Annotated in this window: 22 protein-coding genes and 1 pseudogene; 10 read left to right on the forward strand and 13 right to left on the reverse strand. The window is 49.7% G+C overall.

What is annotated here, in order from left to right; genetic code table 11:
• The 7 genes and pseudogenes from JQM66_RS11485 to JQM66_RS11515 form a co-directional block, all read right to left on the reverse strand.
• Positions 1-304 (reverse strand): annotated as a pseudogene (locus JQM66_RS11485) (hypothetical protein); the annotation flags it as partial.
• Entirely contained in the window at positions 253-978 is a 726-nt protein-coding gene (locus tag JQM66_RS11490; protein WP_235230010.1) for an AAA family ATPase, read from the reverse strand. The gene JQM66_RS11490 and the pseudogene JQM66_RS11485, both read right to left, overlap by 52 nt.
• A complete protein-coding gene (locus JQM66_RS11495) occupies positions 978-1,214 on the reverse strand; it encodes a helix-turn-helix domain-containing protein (protein WP_235230011.1) in 237 nt (78 codons plus the stop codon). The genes JQM66_RS11490 and JQM66_RS11495 overlap by 1 nt, the downstream gene beginning before the upstream one ends.
• Positions 1,215-1,958: 744 nt before the next feature.
• A complete protein-coding gene (locus JQM66_RS11500) occupies positions 1,959-2,945 on the reverse strand; it encodes an IS5 family transposase (RefSeq protein ID WP_235230012.1) in 987 nt (328 codons plus the stop codon).
• A gap of 267 nt (positions 2,946-3,212) precedes the next feature.
• Positions 3,213-3,893, reverse strand: coding sequence for an RraA family protein (locus tag JQM66_RS11505; protein ID WP_235230013.1), 681 nt, complete (start codon positions 3,891-3,893; stop codon positions 3,213-3,215).
• Positions 3,894-3,911: 18 nt separating this feature from the next.
• Positions 3,912-4,955 carry a C-terminal binding protein gene (locus tag JQM66_RS11510; RefSeq protein ID WP_235230014.1) on the reverse strand — a complete coding sequence of 348 codons (1,044 nt, stop codon included), beginning with the start codon at positions 4,953-4,955 and terminating at the stop codon, positions 3,912-3,914.
• Positions 4,956-4,968: 13 nt separating this feature from the next.
• On the reverse strand, positions 4,969-6,240 hold the full coding sequence (locus JQM66_RS11515) for an SLC13 family permease (protein ID WP_235230015.1): 1,272 nt from the start codon (positions 6,238-6,240) through the stop codon (positions 4,969-4,971).
• A gap of 217 nt (positions 6,241-6,457) precedes the next feature.
• Between JQM66_RS11515 and JQM66_RS11520 the strand changes: the two genes are divergently transcribed.
• From JQM66_RS11520 to JQM66_RS11565, 10 genes are all read left to right on the forward strand, one after another.
• A complete protein-coding gene (locus JQM66_RS11520) occupies positions 6,458-7,387 on the forward strand; it encodes a LysR family transcriptional regulator (protein ID WP_235230016.1) in 930 nt (309 codons plus the stop codon).
• A gap of 104 nt (positions 7,388-7,491) precedes the next feature.
• The gene (locus JQM66_RS11525; protein WP_235230017.1) at positions 7,492-7,935 is read left to right on the forward strand and encodes an AEC family transporter; all 444 of its coding nucleotides are present in this window, start codon (positions 7,492-7,494) and stop codon (positions 7,933-7,935) included.
• 4 nt (positions 7,936-7,939) lie between these two features.
• The gene (locus JQM66_RS11530; protein WP_235230018.1) at positions 7,940-8,080 is read left to right on the forward strand and encodes a hypothetical protein; all 141 of its coding nucleotides are present in this window, start codon (positions 7,940-7,942) and stop codon (positions 8,078-8,080) included.
• 192 nt (positions 8,081-8,272) lie between these two features.
• Positions 8,273-9,091, forward strand: a complete 819-nt coding sequence (locus JQM66_RS11535; protein WP_235230019.1) for a MerR family transcriptional regulator — start codon at positions 8,273-8,275, stop codon at positions 9,089-9,091.
• A 341-nt stretch (positions 9,092-9,432) separates the two neighbouring features.
• Positions 9,433-10,509, forward strand: a complete 1,077-nt coding sequence (locus tag JQM66_RS11540; protein ID WP_235230020.1) for a TRAP transporter substrate-binding protein — start codon at positions 9,433-9,435, stop codon at positions 10,507-10,509.
• 104 nt (positions 10,510-10,613) lie between these two features.
• Complete coding sequence (locus tag JQM66_RS11545; protein WP_235230021.1) at positions 10,614-11,120, forward strand: TRAP transporter small permease; 507 nt, start codon at positions 10,614-10,616, stop codon at positions 11,118-11,120.
• Positions 11,117-12,394: a TRAP transporter large permease gene (locus JQM66_RS11550; protein ID WP_235230022.1), complete on the forward strand. Its 1,278-nt coding sequence runs from the start codon at positions 11,117-11,119 to the stop codon at positions 12,392-12,394. The genes JQM66_RS11545 and JQM66_RS11550 overlap by 4 nt, the downstream gene beginning before the upstream one ends.
• 24 nt (positions 12,395-12,418) lie before the next feature.
• The gene (locus JQM66_RS11555; RefSeq protein WP_235230023.1) at positions 12,419-13,753 is read left to right on the forward strand and encodes an amidohydrolase family protein; all 1,335 of its coding nucleotides are present in this window, start codon (positions 12,419-12,421) and stop codon (positions 13,751-13,753) included.
• Between the two features lie 15 nt (positions 13,754-13,768).
• Positions 13,769-14,272 (forward strand): thiamine pyrophosphate-binding protein, encoded by a 504-nt coding sequence (locus tag JQM66_RS11560; protein ID WP_235230024.1) that lies wholly within the window; start codon positions 13,769-13,771, stop codon positions 14,270-14,272.
• Positions 14,272-14,886, forward strand: a complete 615-nt coding sequence (locus JQM66_RS11565) for a thiamine pyrophosphate-dependent enzyme (protein ID WP_235230025.1) — start codon at positions 14,272-14,274, stop codon at positions 14,884-14,886. The genes JQM66_RS11560 and JQM66_RS11565 overlap by 1 nt, the downstream gene beginning before the upstream one ends.
• A gap of 357 nt (positions 14,887-15,243) precedes the next feature.
• Here JQM66_RS11565 and JQM66_RS11570 read toward each other — a convergent pair whose 3' ends face one another.
• The 6 genes from JQM66_RS11570 to JQM66_RS11595 form a co-directional block, all read right to left on the reverse strand.
• Positions 15,244-16,068 (reverse strand): TCP-1/cpn60 chaperonin family protein, encoded by an 825-nt coding sequence (locus JQM66_RS11570; RefSeq protein WP_235230026.1) that lies wholly within the window; start codon positions 16,066-16,068, stop codon positions 15,244-15,246.
• A gap of 20 nt (positions 16,069-16,088) precedes the next feature.
• Positions 16,089-17,363 carry an FAD-dependent oxidoreductase gene (locus JQM66_RS11575; protein ID WP_235230027.1) on the reverse strand — a complete coding sequence of 425 codons (1,275 nt, stop codon included), beginning with the start codon at positions 17,361-17,363 and terminating at the stop codon, positions 16,089-16,091.
• A gap of 19 nt (positions 17,364-17,382) precedes the next feature.
• Positions 17,383-18,891, reverse strand: a complete 1,509-nt coding sequence (locus tag JQM66_RS11580) for a tripartite tricarboxylate transporter permease (protein WP_235230028.1) — start codon at positions 18,889-18,891, stop codon at positions 17,383-17,385.
• A 14-nt stretch (positions 18,892-18,905) separates the two neighbouring features.
• Positions 18,906-19,364 carry a tripartite tricarboxylate transporter TctB family protein gene (locus tag JQM66_RS11585; protein WP_235230029.1) on the reverse strand — a complete coding sequence of 153 codons (459 nt, stop codon included), beginning with the start codon at positions 19,362-19,364 and terminating at the stop codon, positions 18,906-18,908.
• A gap of 54 nt (positions 19,365-19,418) precedes the next feature.
• Positions 19,419-20,447, reverse strand: coding sequence for a tripartite tricarboxylate transporter substrate binding protein (locus JQM66_RS11590; protein WP_235230030.1), 1,029 nt, complete (start codon positions 20,445-20,447; stop codon positions 19,419-19,421).
• Positions 20,448-20,534: 87 nt separating this feature from the next.
• Positions 20,535-21,563, reverse strand: a complete 1,029-nt coding sequence (locus JQM66_RS11595; RefSeq protein WP_235230031.1) for a LacI family DNA-binding transcriptional regulator — start codon at positions 21,561-21,563, stop codon at positions 20,535-20,537.
• Positions 21,564-22,270 lie beyond the last annotated feature (707 nt).

Below are 22,270 nucleotides of genomic sequence, written 5' to 3' on the forward strand. Positions count from 1 at the left end.
TAAAAGACAGCAACCTCTTTGCCTTGTTTCGGTTGTAACGGTAGACAATGCCCTTTTCCTGCTCCAGCCGGCCAGTCAACGGGTTCAGCCTCCGGGTCAGAGAATTGGGTTGCAAAGCAATATCCGGGGCAATCTGCTGAACAGCTTTCAACAGTTCGGAAGCCGTCCCCTGCCACTGATCTTCCACAACAGCGTCGATGACGTCCAGCAGCGGCTCCGGCACAAGCTCGGTGGCAGACTTGCAGGCACGGATCAATTCCCACAGACATGTCTCCCGGTCGAACCGAAGCTCGTAATGCTGCATGGGCAGATCCCGGCCGATACAGTGGAGGAAGCGTTTATCCTGTTCCGCACATAAGACGAAGCCGCCGTCTGCCGCGCCCAGAAGACCGTTGGTGCGGATATCTGGTTGAAGGGATTCCCCTCGTCCGGCTTCTTGTTGGTGTGGTGGACGAGGATCAGAGCCAGATCGTAGGCGTCTGTGAACAGCTTGAAAGGGCGAATGTCCTTATAGTCTGAGCCGTAGCTGTACGCGGTGCCATCGCCGCCCTCTCTGGCAAGGTAAAGCGTGTCGATGACGATCAGCCGTGTCTCCGGATGGTCAAAGACAAAGTTTTCAAGCTGCTGGATCAGGTCATTGCCGCTCAGCGTGGTACGAAATGTCAGATGCAGCTTCGTTCCATCCCAGTCTGTGCCGAACATCCGGGCCAGCCGCTCCTGGATACGGGCATCCGTGTCCTCCAGGCTCAGATACAGTACCTCGGACTGCCGCGTTTCAAAGCCCAGGAAGGACTTTCCCTCCGACACACACCAGCAGAGCATGAGCATCAGAAAGGATTTGCCGATCTTCGGCTGCCCGGACAGGATGAACGTCCCAGCCGGCAGAAAATTTTCCACAACGGTGTGTCTGGGGAGAAACTGCCTGTCCATCAGTTCTCCCGCTGTGATGGTGATCAGGTCATTTTGATTTCCTGTCATTACTCGATCCTCCAGACTTTGCGGCTGGCATTCTCTGATGGCACAGGCGTGGTTTCACCACCGGAGAGATATGCTTCCAGCGCTTCGATGGTGACCAGATACTTCTTCCCTACCCGGACGCAGGGGACGCGACCACTTCGCAGCAGCGTGCGGATGGCGGTCTCTGTCAGGCAGGTCTGCGGGTCCTGGCTTTTGAACCAGGCCGCCGCTTCCCGAATCGTTCTTGTTTGCAACATAGATTTCCTCACTTTCTGATTCAAAACTGTGTTCGAAAAAAGAGCCTTTCGTAATAAATAGAGAAAACGGGCTATTTTTTAAGGTCCCCAAGGCAAAGAGTTTACATTTTGTTCATAATTGACGGTGGGGCTTTCAGAGGTGCCCTGCATATCCCTTCATAATAAATGGAGAAAAAGCGGGGCCGTTTATACCCGTCACTGACAAAATAATTTCTTCTTCGAGTGATTTCCCTCCGTCTCCGTTGGTTGGCAAGAGAGATTTACAGGCATAGCCTTCATATTCCCTCATAGTAAACGGAGAAATAGAGGGGGGAAAATGAAACCCCCTTCGGCAAAAATTTTCAACTTTGAGTGATGACCGGTAATCCTCTCGTAATAAATGTAGAAAACAGACCCCTATTGACCACCCTTGGAAGCATAAAAAATACGTTCAACGTAGAATTTTGCAAACACAACAATTGCTGTATTTGCATTAGGTCTACGTTGAACGTATTTCTCTTATAAAATAACGCATAAGGTGGAGTTATGCGTCATCCTGATAAGACCTGCAACAAAAAACGGTATCATACAGTCATAAACGGCAGAAATTTGATTTAGGGAACCTCTGAATAAATGGCCTTTATTCTGTTTCTGCTCAATGAATTATCTGTTTTTGCACTTGATTATGCCGGATATGGCGCAAAACAGCCGTTATTTCTCTGCTTTTCTGCTCCTTTTTCTGAAAAGGACAGACTGCCCCCTGTATCAGGTTACGGAGAGTTTTCGCCCGGCCATGGCAAGTGCATACAAATTGGCACAAGCGAACATAGCGTACAGTCGGTTCTCGTTTTTCTTCAGACCACGATACACGGTTTTCCTATAGCCGAACTGACACTTGATGATCCGGAACGCGTGCTCTACTTTGCAGCGCACCGCGGCTTTGCGGTTTTCAATATAACGCTCCCAGTCAATCGCGTTGTCGCTGACCCTGGGAAGACTGCTGGGGCGGCGGTTAATGCGGAAATCAATTTTTGAAAAATGCTCGTTGCTTGCGATTTCAGGGCGCTTCTGCACTCCAAGATATCCCGAGTCCCCATAGACTACCTCGTCATCTTCCCAGAGTAAGTTCGCTGTCTGGGTGATGTCATGCTCGTTTGCCGCTGTGACGGTCATCGTGTGAACCAGACCGCTGCCTGCGTCTACTCCGATGTGGCATTTCATTCCGAATTTCCATTCGCTGCCCTTTTTTGTCTGGTACATTTCCGGATCCCAGGCTTTCTTCGCATTCTTGGTGGAGCTGGGCGCATTGATGATGGTGGCGTCTACAATGGTGCCGCCCTTCATCATGTGTCCGGTTTGTACCATGACGCGGTTGATTGCATCAAAGAACAGCTTGTTCAGTCCGTTTGCTTCCAAAAGATGACGGAATTTGCACAGCGTTGTTTCATCCGGAACCGCTTCCGTCATGAAGTTAATGCCTGTGAATTTTCGCATGGCATAGCTGTCGTAGATGGCGCCCTCAGTAGCCGGATCAGACAGGTTGAACCAGATCTGAAGCAGATACATCCGCAACATTTTCTCAATGCCCATGGGCGGACGGCCACGCTTCCCTTTGGGGTAGTAGGGTTCGATCGCGCCGACCCACTCGTCCCAGGGAATGATCTCGTCCATGATTTCCAGAAATTCCTCCCGCTTCGTTTTCTTCTTGCGGAAGCTGTATTCGATATCCGTAAATGTTTCCTGTTTCTTCATCACCATACACCACCATTGCTTTGATAGTCTTATTATCCCACATCCGGAGCCTTTATGGTAGTGCGGATTAAATCAGAGGTTCCCTAATAATGACTGTTACCATCTCAAATACACAAAAATGGCCCGTGAATGTTCCGGGAACCCTCTTACGAGCCATGATTATCGGCACAAACGACATGCCCATCCAAAATGGATGGGCATGTTGTTTAGAAGGGATGGAATGAGTTATTTAGATACTCGGCTTCCAAAACAAAGAACGCTCAAAAATCAGATAATCTCGCAGCCGATCTCTTTCAACTTCTCATCGACCCAGGGACGAATATAGGTGCCGTCCTTCAGAATATGCTCCATGATATCGGCTTCCTTCTTCTCCACCGCCAGAGTCGCATCAGCCAGTTCGTTGGCAATAGCAGGGTCGATAAAAAGCACACCATCATCATCACCCACCACAATGTCGCCGGGGCGGACCAGCTTTCCGCCGATAACCACGGGGACGTTGATCTCACCGGGGCCGTTTTTGTAAGGACCATTGGGCGTAGCAGAGCGGGCATAAACACGGAAATCCTCCATGGCTGCCAAGCCCCCCCGGTCACGGATGGCACCGTCGCAGACAATACCCTTGATACCGCGGGACTTACAGTAGGTCGCCATCAGTTCTCCAAAAATAGCACGGTCTGTGAAACTGCCAGCATCAATAACGATGACATCACCCGGCTTTGCCAGATCCATGGCGGCATGGAACATCAAATTGTCGCCCTGGGGAACGCGTACGGTAAACGCAGTTCCCAGCAACTGTCCCTTATAGCCGATAGGTTCGATAGCCGCATCCACAGCGGCAATTCTACCCATATTGTCATCGATATTAGCGACAGGCATATCCTTGAAGCGGGCCACCAGTTCCTGTGCAGGCCGCTCAAAATCCTTTATGATCTTACATCCGATAGACATGCTGATAGTCCTCCAAATTCAATCGAACTCATAGCCGACATCTTTATCCAAAATACCGCGATTTGCCACGCAACGAGCTGGCACCTTACCGGTGGCCACAGCGGTGGGAACAATGTTACAAACCATATCGATCTGCGTTTTCTTACTGCCCACACCATAGCTCCCGCAATGGGGATTGACAATGATGTTGTCCAAGGTTTTAAAGGGATCATTTTCAGGCAGGGGTTCCCGCTCAACCGTATCTAAGCCGGCATACATAATCTCACCGGTCTCCAGGGCCCATGCCAGATCGTCATTGTCGATAACAGGGCCGCGGCTAGTGTTGATGATCATTGCAGTGCTTTTCATCTTTTTGAAGACTTCCTTGTTGAAAACATGCGTCGTCTCCGGAGTCAGGATTACATGGATGGAGATAATATCACTGCGGGTGACCAACTCATCAAAGCTTACAAATTCCACATCCGGGTACTGTGACTTCACAGCATCGCTGACATAGGGGTCGCAGGCGATGACCTTGGTACCAAAGCCCTTGTAGAAAATATCATGCAGATACCGTCCAGCCAAACCAAAGCCATACAGTCCCAGCGTCAGTTCCCGCACATCAGGAGGCAGCAGATATTTGCACTTGGGCCAGTTGCCCTTACGGACTTCCCGGTCATAATAATTGGTGTTACGGATGAGCCCCATAATCATGGCGGTGGCAACATCAGCCAGTTCCTTGGCGCAGAAACCAGGTAGGTTCAGCACGATCACACCCAGATCTGCCGCCACATCCAGGTCGATGCTGTTAACGCCCGCGCCAAAACGCTGTACGAATTTCACTTCGGGCAGAGCCTCCAGGACTTTGCGAGTGATGGGAGGATTTCCGGTCGCCAGGATGATCTGTGCGTCTTTGCAGCCCGCGATGATCTCGTCCTCGGTAGGTTCTTTTTGCTGTGCGGCCACCACCTGATAGTCCAGCAAACTCAACTCGATTCCGGTAGCATAATAAGCTGCCGCGACGCGCTCCAGTTCCTCGGCAGTGACACTACCGTAATCTTTATCTACAACAACAGCTCTCATATTTATCTCCTAATTACAGAGGCCAGAAAATGGGAATCATGGCCATGCAGCCGACCAGCGTGAGAACAGACAGGCCGATACCGGGGACAAAGAAGTCCCGGAAACCCAGATTGCCCGGACGGATGATCAGGGTATTGGTACCGGAGCCCACAGGAGTCAGGGAGGGTGCGGAGGCTGCAACGCAAATTGCAACGCCGATTGCGACAGGGTTGATGCCCAGCGTCATTGCCACAGGGACAAACAACGGCGTAACCAGCACTACCGTAGATGTATTCATCATCATATTGGTCAGAATCATGGTGACAAGCAGGACCAGGAACAAAAACAGCAGCTTATTGGGGGTCTCACCCATCACCTTCAGCACCGCGTTTGCAATCAGATCACCGGCGCCGCTGCTGGCCATAGCCTTAGAGACAGCACTCATACCGCCAACGATAAACAGGGTGGGCCAATCTACCGCCTTCATGGCATCCTTTTCACTGATACAGCCAGTAGCGAGCATCAGAACACAACCAATAGCCGCAATGAAGTACATGGGCCATTCCTTGTTCGCAACAGCCATGGCAATCAGAACCGCCACAAGAATCACCGCACAGACACTTGCCTTGACAGGGTTGAACTGGCCAGCAGACTCCCGCTTCGTATATTCCTTCAGGTATTCAGGGTCGGAGGAATCACCGGGAGTCAGCAGTTTCTTGCCAATGGTCAGGAAATAGATCAAAAACAAGACGCACAGGGGCAGACCGATCTTTCCAAGTTCAAAGAAGCTCAGGAAATCAACGCCCATATCCTCGATCAGTCCGGACACGCTGACGTTGCTCGCCGCGCCCACCAACGTGAGGTTACAGCCGATAGAAGCAGCGAAAGAAAGGGGAATCAGCTGACGGGACACGGAAACCTTGGCATCCATGCTCATTGCGATGACGATGGGCAGCATCATTGCCACAACACCAACGCCGGAGCAAATAGAAGACAGAACCAATCCCACCAGAATAGATGCGATCATTATGCCGTTCTCTGAAGTACCGGTCACCTTCACCAAAGCATGAGCCATCTTATCAGCAAGCCCTGTCTGGAACAGGCCCTGACCAATAATCATCATGCCTGCAAGCAAAGCAATGGTAGAACCAGAAAACGCAGAAAACACATCGGCTTTTGTAATGATACCAAGACATGCCAAGAGAATCGCACCCGCCATGGAGACCAAACCTAACGGCAGTTTCTCTGTTACAAAAAATACGACCATCACTGCTAATACCAGCAGTGTGATAATTGCAGGGCTCATAAGGCTCCTCCTCGTTTCAACACATCATTTTCATGTAAAATTATAATGTCCGCGAAAAAGAATCATTGGCTTGGTTCAGAAAAGTCTTGAGCAAATTTGTGCACATATTTGCCTTTCTTGACCTAATTTTACCTGTTTCTCTTGCATTCGTCAAAGATGAAAGGTAGTATAATAATTATAATGTCCAAGTTATAGTAATTAGGAGGGTATCCGGCAAATGGTTTTTCGCAATCATGAGTATTTTGTTGCTATTGTCGAAGCTGGCAGTCTGACAAAAGCGGCCGAGCAACTATACATCTCCCAGCCGTCTCTCAGCCAATATTTGAAACGGCTGGAAGCAAGTCTGGGCGTAGAACTGTTTGACCGCAGTACATCACCTTTGCGCCTGACCTATACCGGCGAACGTTATTATCAATATGTTCTCCAGCTAATGAAACTGGACGAAAACGTCCGAAAAGAGTTTCAGGACATTAAGAACCAAGTCAGCGGACGGCTGCGGCTAGGAGTGGCTTTATGGCGCGGCGCTTGTCTACTTCCAGATGTTTTTCCTTTCTTTCATCAGCAGTATCCAGATATCCACATCGAGTTGCTGGAAGGGCGATCCGTTCAATTAGAAAGCGCATTGATGAACGACAAAATTGACCTTGCAGTCATGAATCTGCCTCGTACTTTGGATTATGGAAAGCTGACCTGCGAGATCATTTGTGAAGAACGCATCCTGATAGCGGCTCCCACAAATCATCCCTATGTTCAAAGCTTTCTGAATAACTGCGAGTTTCTTGGAAGTCATCCCATTGCAACTCTGGAGCTATTAAAGCATGTCCCCTTGATTTTGACAAAACCCGGTCAGAATTTGACCCACGAGGTCATGCACGCGCTCGGCAAAGCCCATATAGATCCGGATATTCTTCTGGAGACCGGCAACCTGACTACCGCCATTAATCTCGTTGCAAAGGGAATCGCGTGTGCTTTTGTCCCAGAGGAAGGAGCCAAGGTTTGCCAACACCCCGGCTTCGTCACTTATTTTGCGGTGGATTCATCCGATCTTGTTTGGGATCTGGCCGCAGTCTATCGAAAGGATGCATACCTGACGCATTTGTCCCAACTCTTTATTGATACCATGAAGCTGCAATTGCGAGGCAAATAATATCGGCGTTATATTTATTATAGTAAAAGCGGTCTTTGTAAAAGAGAAGTCTCTCTATATAATATAAAATTGAAGCATGAATAATTCTATCGAGGTGCTATTCCATGGACTTTTTTGCGGACATGCTGTCTTTGCAGGTGATGCTCTTCTGCTTGATGATTGTCGGACTGCTTATCAAAAAAATCGGTATTATCAGCGAGGCAGGCCGAAAAACGCTTTCCGGCCTGCTGATCAATGTAGTCTTGCCCTGCAATATTGTCCATTCCTTTATGAGTGGAGTCCAAATATCTGGTGAGTTTATCCGGAACTGTATCCTAATGGTCATGCTTTCTGCAGCAATTCAGCTTGCAGCGACCTATGGCAGCAAGCTGATCTTTCACAGTTTTCCACAAAGGCAAAAAGGCGTACTTTCATACGGCATCATCTGCTCAAATTCGAGTTTTATTGGATTGCCAATTGCAGAGGCCCTTTTTGGCAATCTGGGCGTCATGTATACGCCTGTCTTTCAAATTCCAATACGCTTTACTATGTGGACCGCCGGTGGCTGACCCGATGGAAGCCTCTGTGGCGCTGGCGACGTTGGTGTGGCTGGCGGGAATCGGCGTCCTGGCCGTTTACAGCGTGGTGTCCCTGCTGCGGCTCCGCCGCAAATTGGTAGGTGCCGTGCCGCTGCGGGATAACATCTATCTGTGAAAAGCTTATTCGCGTGACATAAGGGAGTGGTGGAAGAAAACTGATAACGAGTATAGTTTTTTGTCAAAAACAATTGAGGCGCCTACGGCGAATACGCTGCGCTGCTGAAAATCTTCTTGCTTTCAATATCTTATCGGAATAGAATATTGCCATCATTTTTAAGAGGCTTTTTGTAGATGAGTGGTGTATATTATGAAATTTGAGAAAAAGTATTCAATTCAGGAATTCGCTAACATGTGTCATACAACCAAAGACACACTATTTCATTATCATCGTATGAAACTCATCAAACCCTCAATCAACGAATCAAATCATTATCGGGAATACACCAGTGAACATTTACTCACCTTCCACCGAATTGCATTGCTGAAAAAAAGTGGTTGCACCCTGGAAGAAATTGAAGATTACCTCTATCACCGTAACGCAAATACTCTTCCGACTATATTGGAGGAAAGCCATGTTCGGCTGAATCAAAAATTGCTTGAAGCTCAGCGGGCTGTCCAACAGCTCAATCGGATTGAAGAAGCAATAATCTATGCACAAACGCCAAAGAATGCTGCACCTCATGTGGAAATATGGACAGAACCTCGTTATCTAGTAACGACACCAATCGATGAAGCAGATTTCATTTACGACGAAGCGGACATCACTTGCTTATGTAGCCATATAGATTACTGCGAAACCATTCCTACGGCAGACGCTTTTCCCATCGGCAATACTCTTCCAAATTTGTCATTAAGCATGGAGCTTTACTCTCATGCATTTTTCAGTTTTTCCAAAGAGCCTTTTGACTCCGATCGCTGCCAGGTGTTGGAGCCTGGGAAATATTTGTGTAGCTTACACATTGGTTGCCTAGATTTTATTCAGCATAGCATTGAGTCTCTTGCCCAGTATGCATTTGATAACAACATTTTACCTATTGGTAATTTGTATGTTTGCAATCTTATTGATGCATTTACCGTTTTTGATAGGAATGACTTTGTTACATGGTTGTTTTCCCGTATCGAATGACGAATTGAGGAAAAGGTATTGATTTCACTCCTCAGGTGGATTGACATTTTTGTTAGAGTCGGGCGAGATTGGCCACTTAGGAGGCCGGTTCCGTCCGATTCTAATATTTTGGCACCCCAAACAATCAAGAGAATCAGATTTGCTTTCAGAATAAGGGATGCAGTCTCTCTATTTACCGTTGACACATACAATGAAGACTTCAATTTTTGTACAAATTCATGATTGACTATTGGGTAACACCATAGTTTATGCTGATTGCAGCATACCCCGTACATATTTGAACGCCGGCGTTGCAAAGCAGAACGCTTTTCACCTGGCAAACAGCAAGGAGGGCTTCTATTGTGAAAAAGGTAATGTCTCTATTGGCCGGCATCATGGCTATTGCTATGATGCTAACCGCTTGTGGTTCTAGCTCCAGCTCTAGTTCCACCCCTAGCTCCACTCCTGCGAAGGAAGAATCTTCTACGCCCGTTGTGCTGAAGCTTCATCATGCACAGGCCACTACACACCCTTTCAAAGAGGGCGAGCTGCACCCCTATCAGGCTGGCGCTGAGTTGCTGGCCAAGTTGGTCAACGAAAAGTCCAACGGGTCTCTCCAGATTGAGATTTATCCTGCCGGTTCGCTGGGTGAGGATGAGGAAGTCATGGAGCTGATGCGCGAAGGGATTGTCGACATGAGCTTAGTGATGCCTGTCAGCAAGGCCTCCGGCACCATTAGTGAACTGAATGTATTCAATTTCCCGTTCCTGTTTGTCTCTGAAGATCACGGTCTGAACTTCGCAAAGAGCGAATCTGCTCAGAAGCTGTTGGGTTATGCAGATAATTATGACCTGAAGGCTTTCGGCTTTTCCACGTTCCTGTTCCGTTATCCCCTCAACACCAAGATGGATATCACCAAAGTGTCTGATTTTGATGGTCTGAAGCTGCGTACAATGGGTACACCCGCTGCTTTGGATGCCTACGCCGCTCTGGGTGCGACTACCGTTTCCATGGACTACGGCGAACTTTACAGCGGTCTGCAGTTGGGACAAATTGATGGTGTCGAAAATGACATGCTAACTCTGCTGTCCAACAAATATTATGAACAGGCTAAGCACCTGTCTATGGTCCCTGTGTGGCCCTTTGCCAGTGTCACTCTCATGAGCAAAGGCTCCTGGGAGGCCTTGTCCCCTGAGCATCAGTCCATCCTGGATGAGTGCATCCCTCTGGCTCTCGATGAAATTAACAACCGTTACCGTGAGAGCATCGAAGATGCCAAGGATATTCTGGCCGAAAACGGCGTTGTCATCAGCGAGCCCACCGATATGCAGTCCTTCGTTTCTGCAGTACAGTGCGTTTATGACACCTATCTGCCGGAGCTGAGTCCCGAACTGCAAGAGATTGTTCAGGAGATTGTAGCTATGGGAACAAAGGGCTGATACGCGAACGTAGAGCGGCCCTTTCCCATTAAGAAGCAGAGGGTTGCCATGGAGAACAACCCTCTGCTTCTTTCAGTCATCCGTTGGAAAAAGAGTGTGAACATATGAAAGTGCTTCAGTATTATTCTGTATTTTGTAAAAGACTCAATTGTATGGTACAACTGTTTGCCTGCGGGATTCTGGTATTCATCGTGGGTATTGTGTTTGTGGAAACAATCTGCCGGTACCTGCTTGGCACCTCTCTGCGCATCACTGACGAGCTGGTTTCTTACCTGATGCCTTGGATGGCCATGTTGGGAGCCGGTGTTGCTCTGCGACGGAAAGAGCTTGTCTTTATCTCGGCTTTGGAAAAGTTCCCGCCCTTCATTCAGCGTATTGCTGCAATTATCTCGGACCTTCTCATTTTAGTTCTGTTAGCTTGGTGTGTAAAAAGCGGTCTGGCATATACGTTTAGAAACGCAGGTCAGGTTTCTCCGACCATCCGTCTCTCTATGGCCTACCCTTACGCATCTATCCCCGTGGGGTCTGTACTGATGATACTGTATACGGCCGAGGATCTATTAAAACTCTTCTTTGTCCATGAACAGCAAGAGGAGGTAAAACGCGTATGATCACATTTGTGGTAGTGTTATTTGTAGCTCTTGTTCTGATTGGCATGCCCATCGCCTTTATCCTGGGTGTAATTCCCATGGCCTTCTGGCTGGTCACAGGAGGAAGCATCCCTTCCATCATCTTTCCGCAGAAGATGTTTTCCGGCATTAGCAATTTTGTGCTGATGGCGATCCCTTTCTTCATTCTGGCAGGCAACCTTATGAACTCTGGTGGTGTGACCCGCCGAATTATTGATTTCACCCAATCTATCGTCGGTTGGGTTCGCGGCGGCCTTGGAGTGGTCAACGTGGTGGCCAGTATGATTTTTGGCGGCATTTCTGGCTCTGCCAATGCAGACGTGGCTGCTTTCGGCACTGCTCTGATCCCAGCCATGGAGGAATCTGGCTATGATAAGGAATTCTCCACTGCCATTACAGTAACTTCCTCAACCGTCGGTCCGATTATTCCGCCGAGCATTTCCATGGTAGTATATGCGTCTCTGGCCAATGTCTCTGTGGGTGCGCTGTTCCTCGGAGGAGTGATTCCAGGCTTCTTGATTGGACTGTTTCTCACTATACTGGTCCTTATCGTTGCCCATATTAAGCATTACCCCAAGGACTCTGCCTTCTCCATTCGTAAGGTTTTTTCTTCTTTTGCCCACGCAATTCCTGCCCTTATCATGCCTTTAATCATTTTGGGCGGTGTTCTAATGGGTGTCTGCACTCCCACAGAAGCTGCAGCCATTGCTGTCGTATATGCTTTTGTGGTCGGCCTGTTTGTGTTCCGCGAGCTTACTCTGGAATCCATTGGCAAGATTTTATTGGACACTCTGACTCTCAGCGCTGCGATCTTTATGGTGATTGCCTTTACCAATGTCGTATCTTACATCATTGCCGATATTCGGATCCCACAACTTCTTGGTGATTTCCTGACCTCCGTGTCCGGAGATAACAAGTATATTATCCTACTGTTGATCAATATAATTCTGTTGTGCATGGGTGCTCTGCTAGATCCTAGTGCCGGATTGATTCTGTTGACTCCGATCTTAGTACCCATTGCCCAGCGTTTGGGTATTGATTTAGTTCACCTGGGTGTCATTATGGTTCTCAACTTGACCATTGGCCTGACTACTCCGCCGGTTGGTACCTGCCTGTATATCGGCTCTACCATCAGTGGCCTTCCTGTACCCAGACTATTCAAAGCCATGCTTCCATATCTGATTTCGAATATCATCGTTCTGCTAATCGTAACCTATGTGCCTGAAACTGTCATTTTCCTGGCAGCGTTAGTATAAGTAAGGAGAAGAATTATTAAAACTATGAAAAATCGGATTGTTCTTATCCCGTGCGGCTGCATCTTAACCATGAATGACAAAGGAGATGTTCTGCGTAACACGACCATTGTCTCTGAGGAAGGTAAGATTAAGGCTCTGCTACCTAATTCCGAAGCTCGCACTGCATACCCTGACGCAGAAATCGTGGATGCTTCCAACAAAGTTGTGATCCCAGGCCTTGTCAATGTGCACATGCATAGTAATCTGACTCGCGGTTTTGGAGACAACATGGCCCTGTATGCATGGCACGAAGCCATTGCGGAAACCGTTGGCATGGAAACCTCTCCTGAAGAGATGCAAATGGGTGCTTTGATCAGCTATCTGGAAGCCGTAAAGAGTGGCACCACTACCATGCTATCTATGGAGAAGTATTCTGCGTACTGCTATGAGGCTGCCAAGGCCTCTGGTGCCCGAGTGCGTATCGTTCCCTATGTTTTGGATTTTGATGACTGTGTTGATAAGGTAGAGTTGAATCTGGAGTACGTGGAAAAGACATTGGATCCTTCCCTTCGTACAAGGTTTATCTTTGGTTTTGACTCTTTCCGCGAAGCCGGTCCCGATCTAATCCGCCAGGTGGTTGAACTGTCCAACAAGTATGACATCATGATGCAAACTCATTCTTGTGAGTCTGTAGATGATGTGACACTGTGCCTAGAACTGCATGGTTGTGAGCCCACCAAGTACCTCCACAAGCTGGGCGCCCTAAACAAAAATATGATTCTCGCTCACGGTGTACATCTGACCGAGGAGGAGAAGCAGTTGGTCACCCAGACTGGTGCACGCATCGCTCACTGCCCCACTAGTAACATGAAGCTGTCTGATGGTGCCGCCCCCGTGAAAGAGTACATGGATCGTGGTATCCTGGTTGGCATTGGTACCGACGGCGCAAATTCCAACAACAACTACGATATGTTGGAAGAAATCAAGTTTGCAGCTCTGCTGCCTCGCATCTCTACCAAAAAGGCTGATGACCTGACCGCTGAGACCGTCCTTCGAATGGCCACCATCGAAGGCGCAAAAGTTCTGGGAATGGACGATATCATCGGCTCTGTTGAAGTTGGCAAGTGCACTGACTTGTGTATTTTGGATATGCGGAATCTGCACTGCCTGCCCTATGACTTGGATGAGCCTGGTATTTTGATGTCTCACATTGTCTATTCCTGCAATGGCTCTGACGTGGACTCCGTCATCGTAGACGGAGAAGTTCTGGTGAAGAACCACACCCTTACTCGTTTCGACGAAGAGTCTGTGTTTGCCGCCGCCAACATTCTGTCTAAGAACCTGACTCAGCGTCTGAAGAAGCGCGGCGTCAATATGTAAGAAAGGAGTCCTGATATGATTTCCGTTGAAACCGCCAATGAGATCATGGATGCTCTGGAGGAGGCTCACGTTGAACTGGTCGTGTTCCTTCCCGAATCCCGCCTAAAGCCCCTGTATTCCATGCTATTGGAAGACAAACGTTTCGAGGTTGTCACCGTTCCCCATGAAGGTACTGGTGCTGCCATTTGTGCTGGCTCTTTTATTGGGGGCCGTCGTGCCGTTCTCATCATGGAGAACTCTGGCATTCGTACTGCTGCCGAGTCCCTGGCCCGTATTGGACTAGAGCGTCAGATTCCTGTCACAATGATTATGGCATACCGTGGTGACATGGGAGAGGAAAACTGGTGGGGAGTTAACCACGGTATCACCATGGAACCCATGCTGAAAGCCCTGCGTATCCCTTACACCATCGTTCGTGATCAGAAGATGGTAAAACCCTCTATTCAGCAGGCGATCCTGCATGCAGAAACCAGTATGTACCACACTTGTGTTGTCATTGGAAGGCCGGTGATCAGCTAATGAACAGATTTGAATGTATGAAGCGTTTGGCCGCAAAATTGGATGAGAACGTACTGAATGTCGTCACTTTGGGAAAAATTGTAGATGAGTGGGATAACGCATACCCCTCTGTGCGCAACCTACACATGGGCGCACTGGGTGTGACGTTGGGTACTGCTATCGGTTTGGCCTTGGCTTTGCCACACCGTAAGGTGTTGTGCATTGATTCTGATGGCAGCATCCTCCTTGACCCCGGTGCTATGATGGTTATGGGCAACCGTCGTCCCAATAATCTCATCGAAATTGTGTGGGACAATGAAAGCTATGATTCCCTATACACAAATCCTCCTCTGCCTACGCAGACCCGATGGAATGTGGATTTGGCCGCTATGGCAGCTGGTGCTGGCGTACCTAACACTGCCACTGTCCGCACTTACGAAGAGTTTGACAATGTGTTTGATGTGGCGTTGGCTAGCAACGAAACTTGGTTCATTGTGGTGAAGGACGACTTGACTCCTCCTGCACAGCCTCTCAAGCGCCGTGTTCAGGACGGTATTGAGGGTAAGTACCAGTTCTTGCGTTATATTGAGCAGAGCGAGGGTAAGAAGATTAAGCCCCCCTGCGCAGTCTTGTAATCTGAATCTGAATACTAATGAACAGCATACGGAGACGTAGACTTTACCGTCTCCGTATGCTGTTTTACTTAGGCCTGCTGAACGTAGAGAAAAACAGAAAAAATCGAATAATATCAATAGATTGAGGTTTGGAAGAGTATGTTACCTGGTTGAAAGATTCCTGATTAAACAAACATAGTATAGCTCAAATTATCAGGCTACGCTGTGCTTTATCTGTAAGGAAGCCGTGCTAATTGACAATAAAAAGGTACAGCACTGCGGCATTCACGCAGTGCTGCACCCGGAGAAAAGAAACTGATTAAATTCTAATAATGACTGTTCAGTAATATTTGTATATGGTATCCGCAAAGCAGACAATCAAATTGCACTGGCTACATCCAGTACTGCTTTTACGCTCTGCTTTACAAACTGCAGTACCTGCTGCACCGTCTCTACATTTTCCATAACACCGGCTGCCTGGAGATCCCGGATAGTTCCCTTTTGGAGGTCAAGCCCTACCCGGATGTAATCTGTATGGGCAGCATCGACGCGAATGGAATTTTCAATGCCGACCTGATGTAGGCTGAAAAACTGGTTGGGGGCCAGCGCCTTGACACGCTCGAACACCTCATAGCCATCGAAGCCTGCCGCTTCTGCCAGCTTCAGCAGAGGCTGCTCCAAAGCGTAGATGACCACATCTGCCGCCTGCTCACACTGGTGGTCACGGCCATATTTCCGCATCGGCCTGCACAGTGTCAGCAGGGTCAGCCCGCCGCCAACCACCTGACCATTATTTTCTGCCGCTACACGCGATGCAAACGAAATGCCAAAATCCAGCATGGCAGAAATCTGCTGCCATGTATCCTCCGTGCACCCTACCTGCGCACCACGCTCCAAAAGTGCGTTCAGCATGATCAAAGCAGTCTTGACGCCCTGTTCCGGCACATCAGCTTGGCTGAGGGCAGCCGCTGCCCGGGCCATGCTTGCATCCTCAAAGGAGGCTTCCTTTAAAATCTCCGCAAAAGAAGCTGTAGATACATAGCTTCCGTCTTTGCTTCGATATTGGATGGTTTTTCCTGTTCCGTATGTGGCTGCCGCTGCATAGCTCAACGCTGCAACGCCATTGCGAAGTGCCTCACAAGGTACTACCGGTTTCTTCATTCTGTTCTGCATATTATTATGATGCGGTCTGTTTATGCGCAAACCGCCGTCTCCTTTCCAGCTTATAATGTTACATTCGTCCGGCGCAGCTGCTCGTGGATCTCATCAATATCCAGTTCCAGCGGCTTTTTGTTCTGCGCCACGCACATCGACGCAACAATTCCCATGGCATGGCCCATATTCATCACGATGGGCATGACACGATAGCTGGAATGCGCTTTGTGGGTGCCGGAGATATTTCTGCCGTTCAGTAGCAGACCTTCGATCTTTCTGGGAATGAAGCAGCGCAGGGGAATGGTGTAGGGCTCCGGCTGCTTGAACGTCTTGTATTCGGCAATCGCGTCCAGTCCGGCGCCTTCCACATTGTGCAGATCGAAGAAGAAGTTGGACTTGGTGACCACCCAGTCATCGAATACTCGGGCCTGAGAGATATCGTCTTCGTTCAACTGATACTGTGCCTCAAACCGGCGGGTCTCGCGGACGCCGATGACATCCGCGCTGTCGATCAGGTAGCAGCCCTCATAGCCCGGAACATAGCGCTGCAGGAATTCGATAATCTCAGGGATCTGATTTCTGCAAATGTACTCCGCATGGTTCAGGTCCCGCACGTTCGTACCGTCCATATCAATGGCGTTAGTCATATTGATGGTGACAACACCGGGAATGGAGGAGGGATAGAGCAGGATATGTCCCGCAGGCTTCGGAAGCTTTTCACGACCAAGCGTCTGCAAGTCGCCCTCAGGGAGCTGGACGGTATCCTCCATGCCCCAGAAGAACATGGCACGGTCCATGTCCACGCCAGCCACCTTGAACATAATGGTCATCGGCTGCATGCCGCCGTCATCCCGCCCCTTTTCAAAGGGCGCTCCGGCTCTTGCCGCCACATCACCATCGCCGGTGGAGTCGATCAGCATCTTGCAGGTAATGGCCTCTCTGCCGGACTTGCTCTCCGTGATCACACCAGCAACACGGTTCCCGTCCATGATGACATCGCTGAAAGCCGTGTAAAGCTGAACGTCGACTCCGGCCTTATACAGCATATCCAGCATCAGGATGCGGAGCTTTTCCGGGTTGATGACCTGCTCACTCTCGCAGTCCCGGGCCTTTTCCCGCAGTTCCGCAAAGCAGCCGCCCTCCTGCCTGCCGGTCCAGTGGCTCATAATGCCGCTGGTGGCAACACCGCCGATGGCGCCATACTGCTCGATCAGCATGACTTTGCTGCCTGTCCGAGCCGCATAGAGCGCAGCACCGAAACCGGCAGGGCCGCCGCCGACGACCAGGACATCTGTCTCTGCTACCACAGGAATCTGTCTGCTAGGTTCAGTTACGTAATTCATATTGCTTACCCTCATTTTGTTACTTCTGCACAGGGGCGGTCCCCTTCACATGTTTTTTGATGGACTTATAGAAGAACGAGCCGATGGACACCAGTGCCAGCAGCAGGAACAGCAGGCTGAAAGGTCGTGTCACGAAAATGGACAGGGATCCGCCCGACAGGATCATGGAGTTGCGGAAATTTGTTTCCACCAAATCTCCCAGAACGACGCCCAGGATGATCGGCACCACGGAAAAGCCCAGCTTCCGAAGCAGGAACGAGGCGACACCGATGCATGCTGCCAGCAGCACATGGAAGGTGCTGCCCTCATTGGAATAGACGCCTGCGATGCAGTAGACGATGATCAATGCGCTCATCAGCTCATAGGGAATCCGGGAGATATTGGAGTACAGCGGCGTCAGGGCCAGACCGAACACCAGCATAAGAACGTTGACAAACAACAGACCCAGCATGATTCCGTACAGGGTACCCGGGTGATCCCTGAACAAAGCGGGGCCAGGGATCATGCCCTGCAGCATAAAGGCGCCGATCAAGATAGCCGTGCAGCCGTCGCCGGGGATGCCCAGGGTCATCAAAGGAATCAGCGTAGAACCGGTAGTGGCGTTGTTTGCTGCCTCGGAGGCTGCCACGCCCTCAATCTCACCCTTGCCGAAGTTATCGCCGTGTTTGGACATTTTCTTGGCCTGGTCATAGCTGATAAACGCGGCGATGCCGCCGCCGGTGCCGGGCGTTGCGCCGACAACCGTGCCGATGACGCTGGAGACCACCCACGCCCGGAAGCATTGCTTGATTTCCTTCCAGGTGACCCGCTCCTGACTGATCTTAATCTTCGCCTTTCTGGCAGGGTCGTTTTTGGGGTCATAATTGGAACGACTCAGCAGTTCGGCCAGCGCAAAGAGACCCACCAGGACAGCCAGAAGCGGAATGCCGCCGGCCAGCTTGCGGTTTCCGAATGCGAAGCGGATCACACCGCTGACGCTGTCCTGGCCAATCAGGGCAATGAAGATACCGATGACGCCGCCCATGATGCCTTTGATGATGTTGTCGCCGGAGATGCTGGCGATGATGCTCAGCCCGAAGAAGGTAATGCAGAAGTACTCAGGCGGGCCGAAAGTCTGCGCCACCCGCGCAATAGCGGGCGCGGCAAACAGACAAATCAGCGCACTGACGATGCCGCCGAAGAACGAGGAGTACAGTGCCATTTGCAGAGCTTTCAGCGACTTCCCCTGCAGCGTCATGGGATAGCCGTCCAGCGTGGTAGCTGCATTGGCAGGAGTACCGGGGGTATTGATCAGAATCGCGGTGATGGAGCCGCCATAAGTACCTCCGCAGTAGATGCCCAGCAGTAGCATCATGGCGGGGATCGGATCCATTGCGTAAGTCAGCGGCAGGCAGAGGATAATGCCGATATCCGCCGTCATGCCGGGGATCGCGCCGATCACAATGCCGGACAGAAGGCCGAGCGCAATCATCAGAATGCTTTGCCAGGAGGCGGCCATCTCAAGGCCAGCCAGAATATAGTCTAACATGTCTCAGCACCTCCCTATGGCAGCGTGACGTTGATGGCTCGGAACGCAAAGTACGCAAGAAACACATTTGCACTGGCAATCAAGTAGAACCACCACTTCCGCGTACCAAAATAGGCCAGAATACCGTTTGCCAGCAACAGCGATGCGATGATGAACCCGATTCGGGGCATCAGGACTGCATACGCCAGCAGCATAGCGATATAAATAGCAGGCTTCAGCCGCTTGAGAGATTCCTTTTGGAATAGTGCCGTGCTGATGCAGTATTCCTTTTTGTCTTTGGACAACAGCCCCTGCGCCAAAAGGATCACACTGCATGCAAGCAGGATGCGGATCAGTAAAGTAGGGACCGTTGCCGCAGTCATGCTGCCCGTTTCATAGGTTTTGATCTGCGACGGGATCAAAACATGCAGGATAACGGATATGACCAGAAATATCGCGCCGGTGACCATGTTGGAGTTTAGTTTGATTTTCATGTTCTCACCCTTCACATGCCACTCTCTCAAGCGGCTTTGCTTTTCTGCTGCCGTTTATTTGCTCTCCAGCAGCTCTACGTACCGCTCCATGCTGTCCATCTGGTTTTCAATAAAGGTCTGGACTTCATCACCCTTGGCATCCCACAGGTTATAGCCCATCTCCTTCAGATAGTCGGTGAAGTCGGGATCGGCATAGACCTCATCCAGCATGGCGTTGAGCTTGTCAATGATCTCCTGAGGCGCGTCAGAACGAATGGCGAGGCAGTCCATACCGCCGAAGATGGCGTCAATGCCCCAGTTCTCCATACACTTCACGGTACCGAACTTGGTTTCAACATCCTCGGGATAGAAGGTAGCAACGGCCAGAGCGGTGCCCTCTTCCTGGAACGCATAATAGGAAGGAGGCGTGCACAGGCCCAGGTCCACCTGACCGGAGGCAATGGCGTTCACGACCTCAGCCTCGCTGCCAAGAACAACGGGTTCAGCTTCAATACCCATGGAGATGAAGGCAGCGGAAGACACCACATACTGGTCACCACCCGGGCCGGAGGAAGTGGCATAGGTGAGCTTGTGGCTCTTACCATACTCCAGAATGTCGTCAAAGGACTGGAAGCCCGTGGTCTTGGGATTGGTTACGACCATCAGAGACACGGTACGCATACCGCGCAGCATGGTGAAGTCATCCAGCGTATACTGCACGTCCACGTATTTGGGAGTCAGAGAGAACAGAGGACCGTTGGCAATGGCCAGCGTATAGCCGTCTGCTGCTGCGTCAAAAGCGTCACCCATACCAATCGTGCCGGACGCACCGGTATGGTTCTCAACGATGATAGGCTGGTCAAAGTATTTTTCAGCAACCTGCGTGATCTTACGGGCAATGGTATCGGCACCGCCGCCTACGCCCCAGGGGCAGATGATGGTGACCGTCTTGTTGGGATAGTCGCTGGAAGCGCTGGGTTCTTCTGCCTGAGAGCTGCCGGAAGTATTTTCGGGTACTGTGCTGGTTTCTGTTTTTCCGCCGCAAGCCGTCAATGCCGTCAGCATGAGAGCCAGGGCCAGCAGGAATGCAAATCTCTTCTTCATTTTCATTGTTCCGCTCCTTCATAAAATTTATATCTGCATCGCTCTCGCGATTGCATACGTATACATATGCAAAAAAAATGAGAAATCTCATTTTTTGTCAAGTAAGAACGTGTCCCGCACGATCAGCTTTTCGTCCAGAAAATGGCGATAAGATTTCGGCGCCTTTTTCTCGGTCACGCTCAATACCCACTCAGCTGTCATGGATATGATCTGGTCGTAGTCGATGGCGACCGTGGTCAACTGCGGGTGGAACCATCGCCCCATTACCACATTATCCACGCCGATGACCGCCACATCCTCCGGGACACGAATTCCGCTCTGCTTGAGAGCTTCCAATGTTCCCAGTGCAAGCATATCGTTCTGCGCAAAGACAGCCGTGCCGGGTGTAAATAAGTCGGTGTGCGCAAGTGTGACCTGCTCCGCAGTCTCCAGCTGATAATTGGCGCAAAGTATATGGTCCTCCGGCATCGTAACCCCATATGCAGCCAGAGCCGAAGCAAAACCAGCGTGCTTATTGACCACGTCAATACGCTGTGCAGGACCTGTGATCTCCACAAAGTTTCGATATCCGGCTTCGCAGAAACTCTTTCCAACCAAATAACCGATTTTGGTATGGCGGGGAGCAATCATAAAAGGCTCCTCCGAGAATTCATTGGTGTCGTAAATAAAAATATAGGGGATGCGTGTTTCCTCCAGCAGCGTTCTCACGCGCTCACTGACACTTTGCCGGTTAAAAATCAAGGCATCGTAGCGCCGGTTGCCGATGCTTTTTTCGATGGAGGATGTCTCCCCCTCCACAAGATCATCAAACACAGGAACAACGTCAATGCCGTGCTCCAGAAGCTGCATACGTATGCGATAGTATAAATCACTTTGGATATAGTGATTGGCAAAGCCAGAAAAATCCTCGGAAAAGACGTATCCAACCACTCCCGTACGGTTTGTTTTCAGACCACGGGCATTAGTGTTGAACTGAAAGGAATATTCCTCGGCGATCTTTTTCACCCTGGCCTTGGTCTCGTCGGACACCAAGGGGCTGTCATTCAGGCAACGCGACACGGTGGACTGGGATACGCCGGCAAGCTTTGCCAACTCAACAGAAGTAATGGTCTTCACAGATACGCCTCACTTTGCATACGTATGTAATTCCTTTGACTGTGTTATAACACGGCCTAACCAAGAACGCAATCCCCTTTTTGCTTATTTCTATTTTTTCAGCCTTGTTCACAATGTCTTTTGACTTTTTTATACATTTTGGATAATAGTGCGCTTTGCATTTGAATGGTATGCTTTCGATAAATTTACAGCTTTTATTGTTGCATTCGTTTTGTTGAAATAATTTTCCATCATTTTCTGGGGTATGGAAGGCGCAGTGCGCGTAATCAGAGCCTTGATCCTTCTCTCGACATTTGCTCTATCGTTTTAAGTGATTGCGAGGTTTACTTGTTCTTGTTACTATTCGTCTTGTTCATATACTTCCCCACCATTTGATGGAGTAGTGTTATTATCCCACATCCGAAGCCTTTATGGTAGTGCGGATTAAATCAGAGGTTTCTTAGATTTTCTCTGCGCAGCAACAATTTGTTATATACTCTCCAGCAGTATCAGGGAATAATTGGTAGTGTTATTTGTCGAGCGCACAATTGCTGTAAAAATCTAAAAATCGTACAGCTTCAGCAACTTGCAATCTCGAAACCGACTGCGGCGCAGAAGGTTGGACGCTTGCGGTTATTTGCACCAAAATCCCCGCATTTCTTCACACGCAGGAGGTCACTGGTTCGAGTCCAGTAGTCTCCACCAAGAAGAATCCTTAGAGCCGCAAG

It is taken from the genome of Oscillibacter valericigenes (assembly GCF_021531915.1).
Lineage (GTDB): Bacteria > Bacillota > Clostridia > Oscillospirales > Oscillospiraceae > Oscillibacter > Oscillibacter valericigenes_A.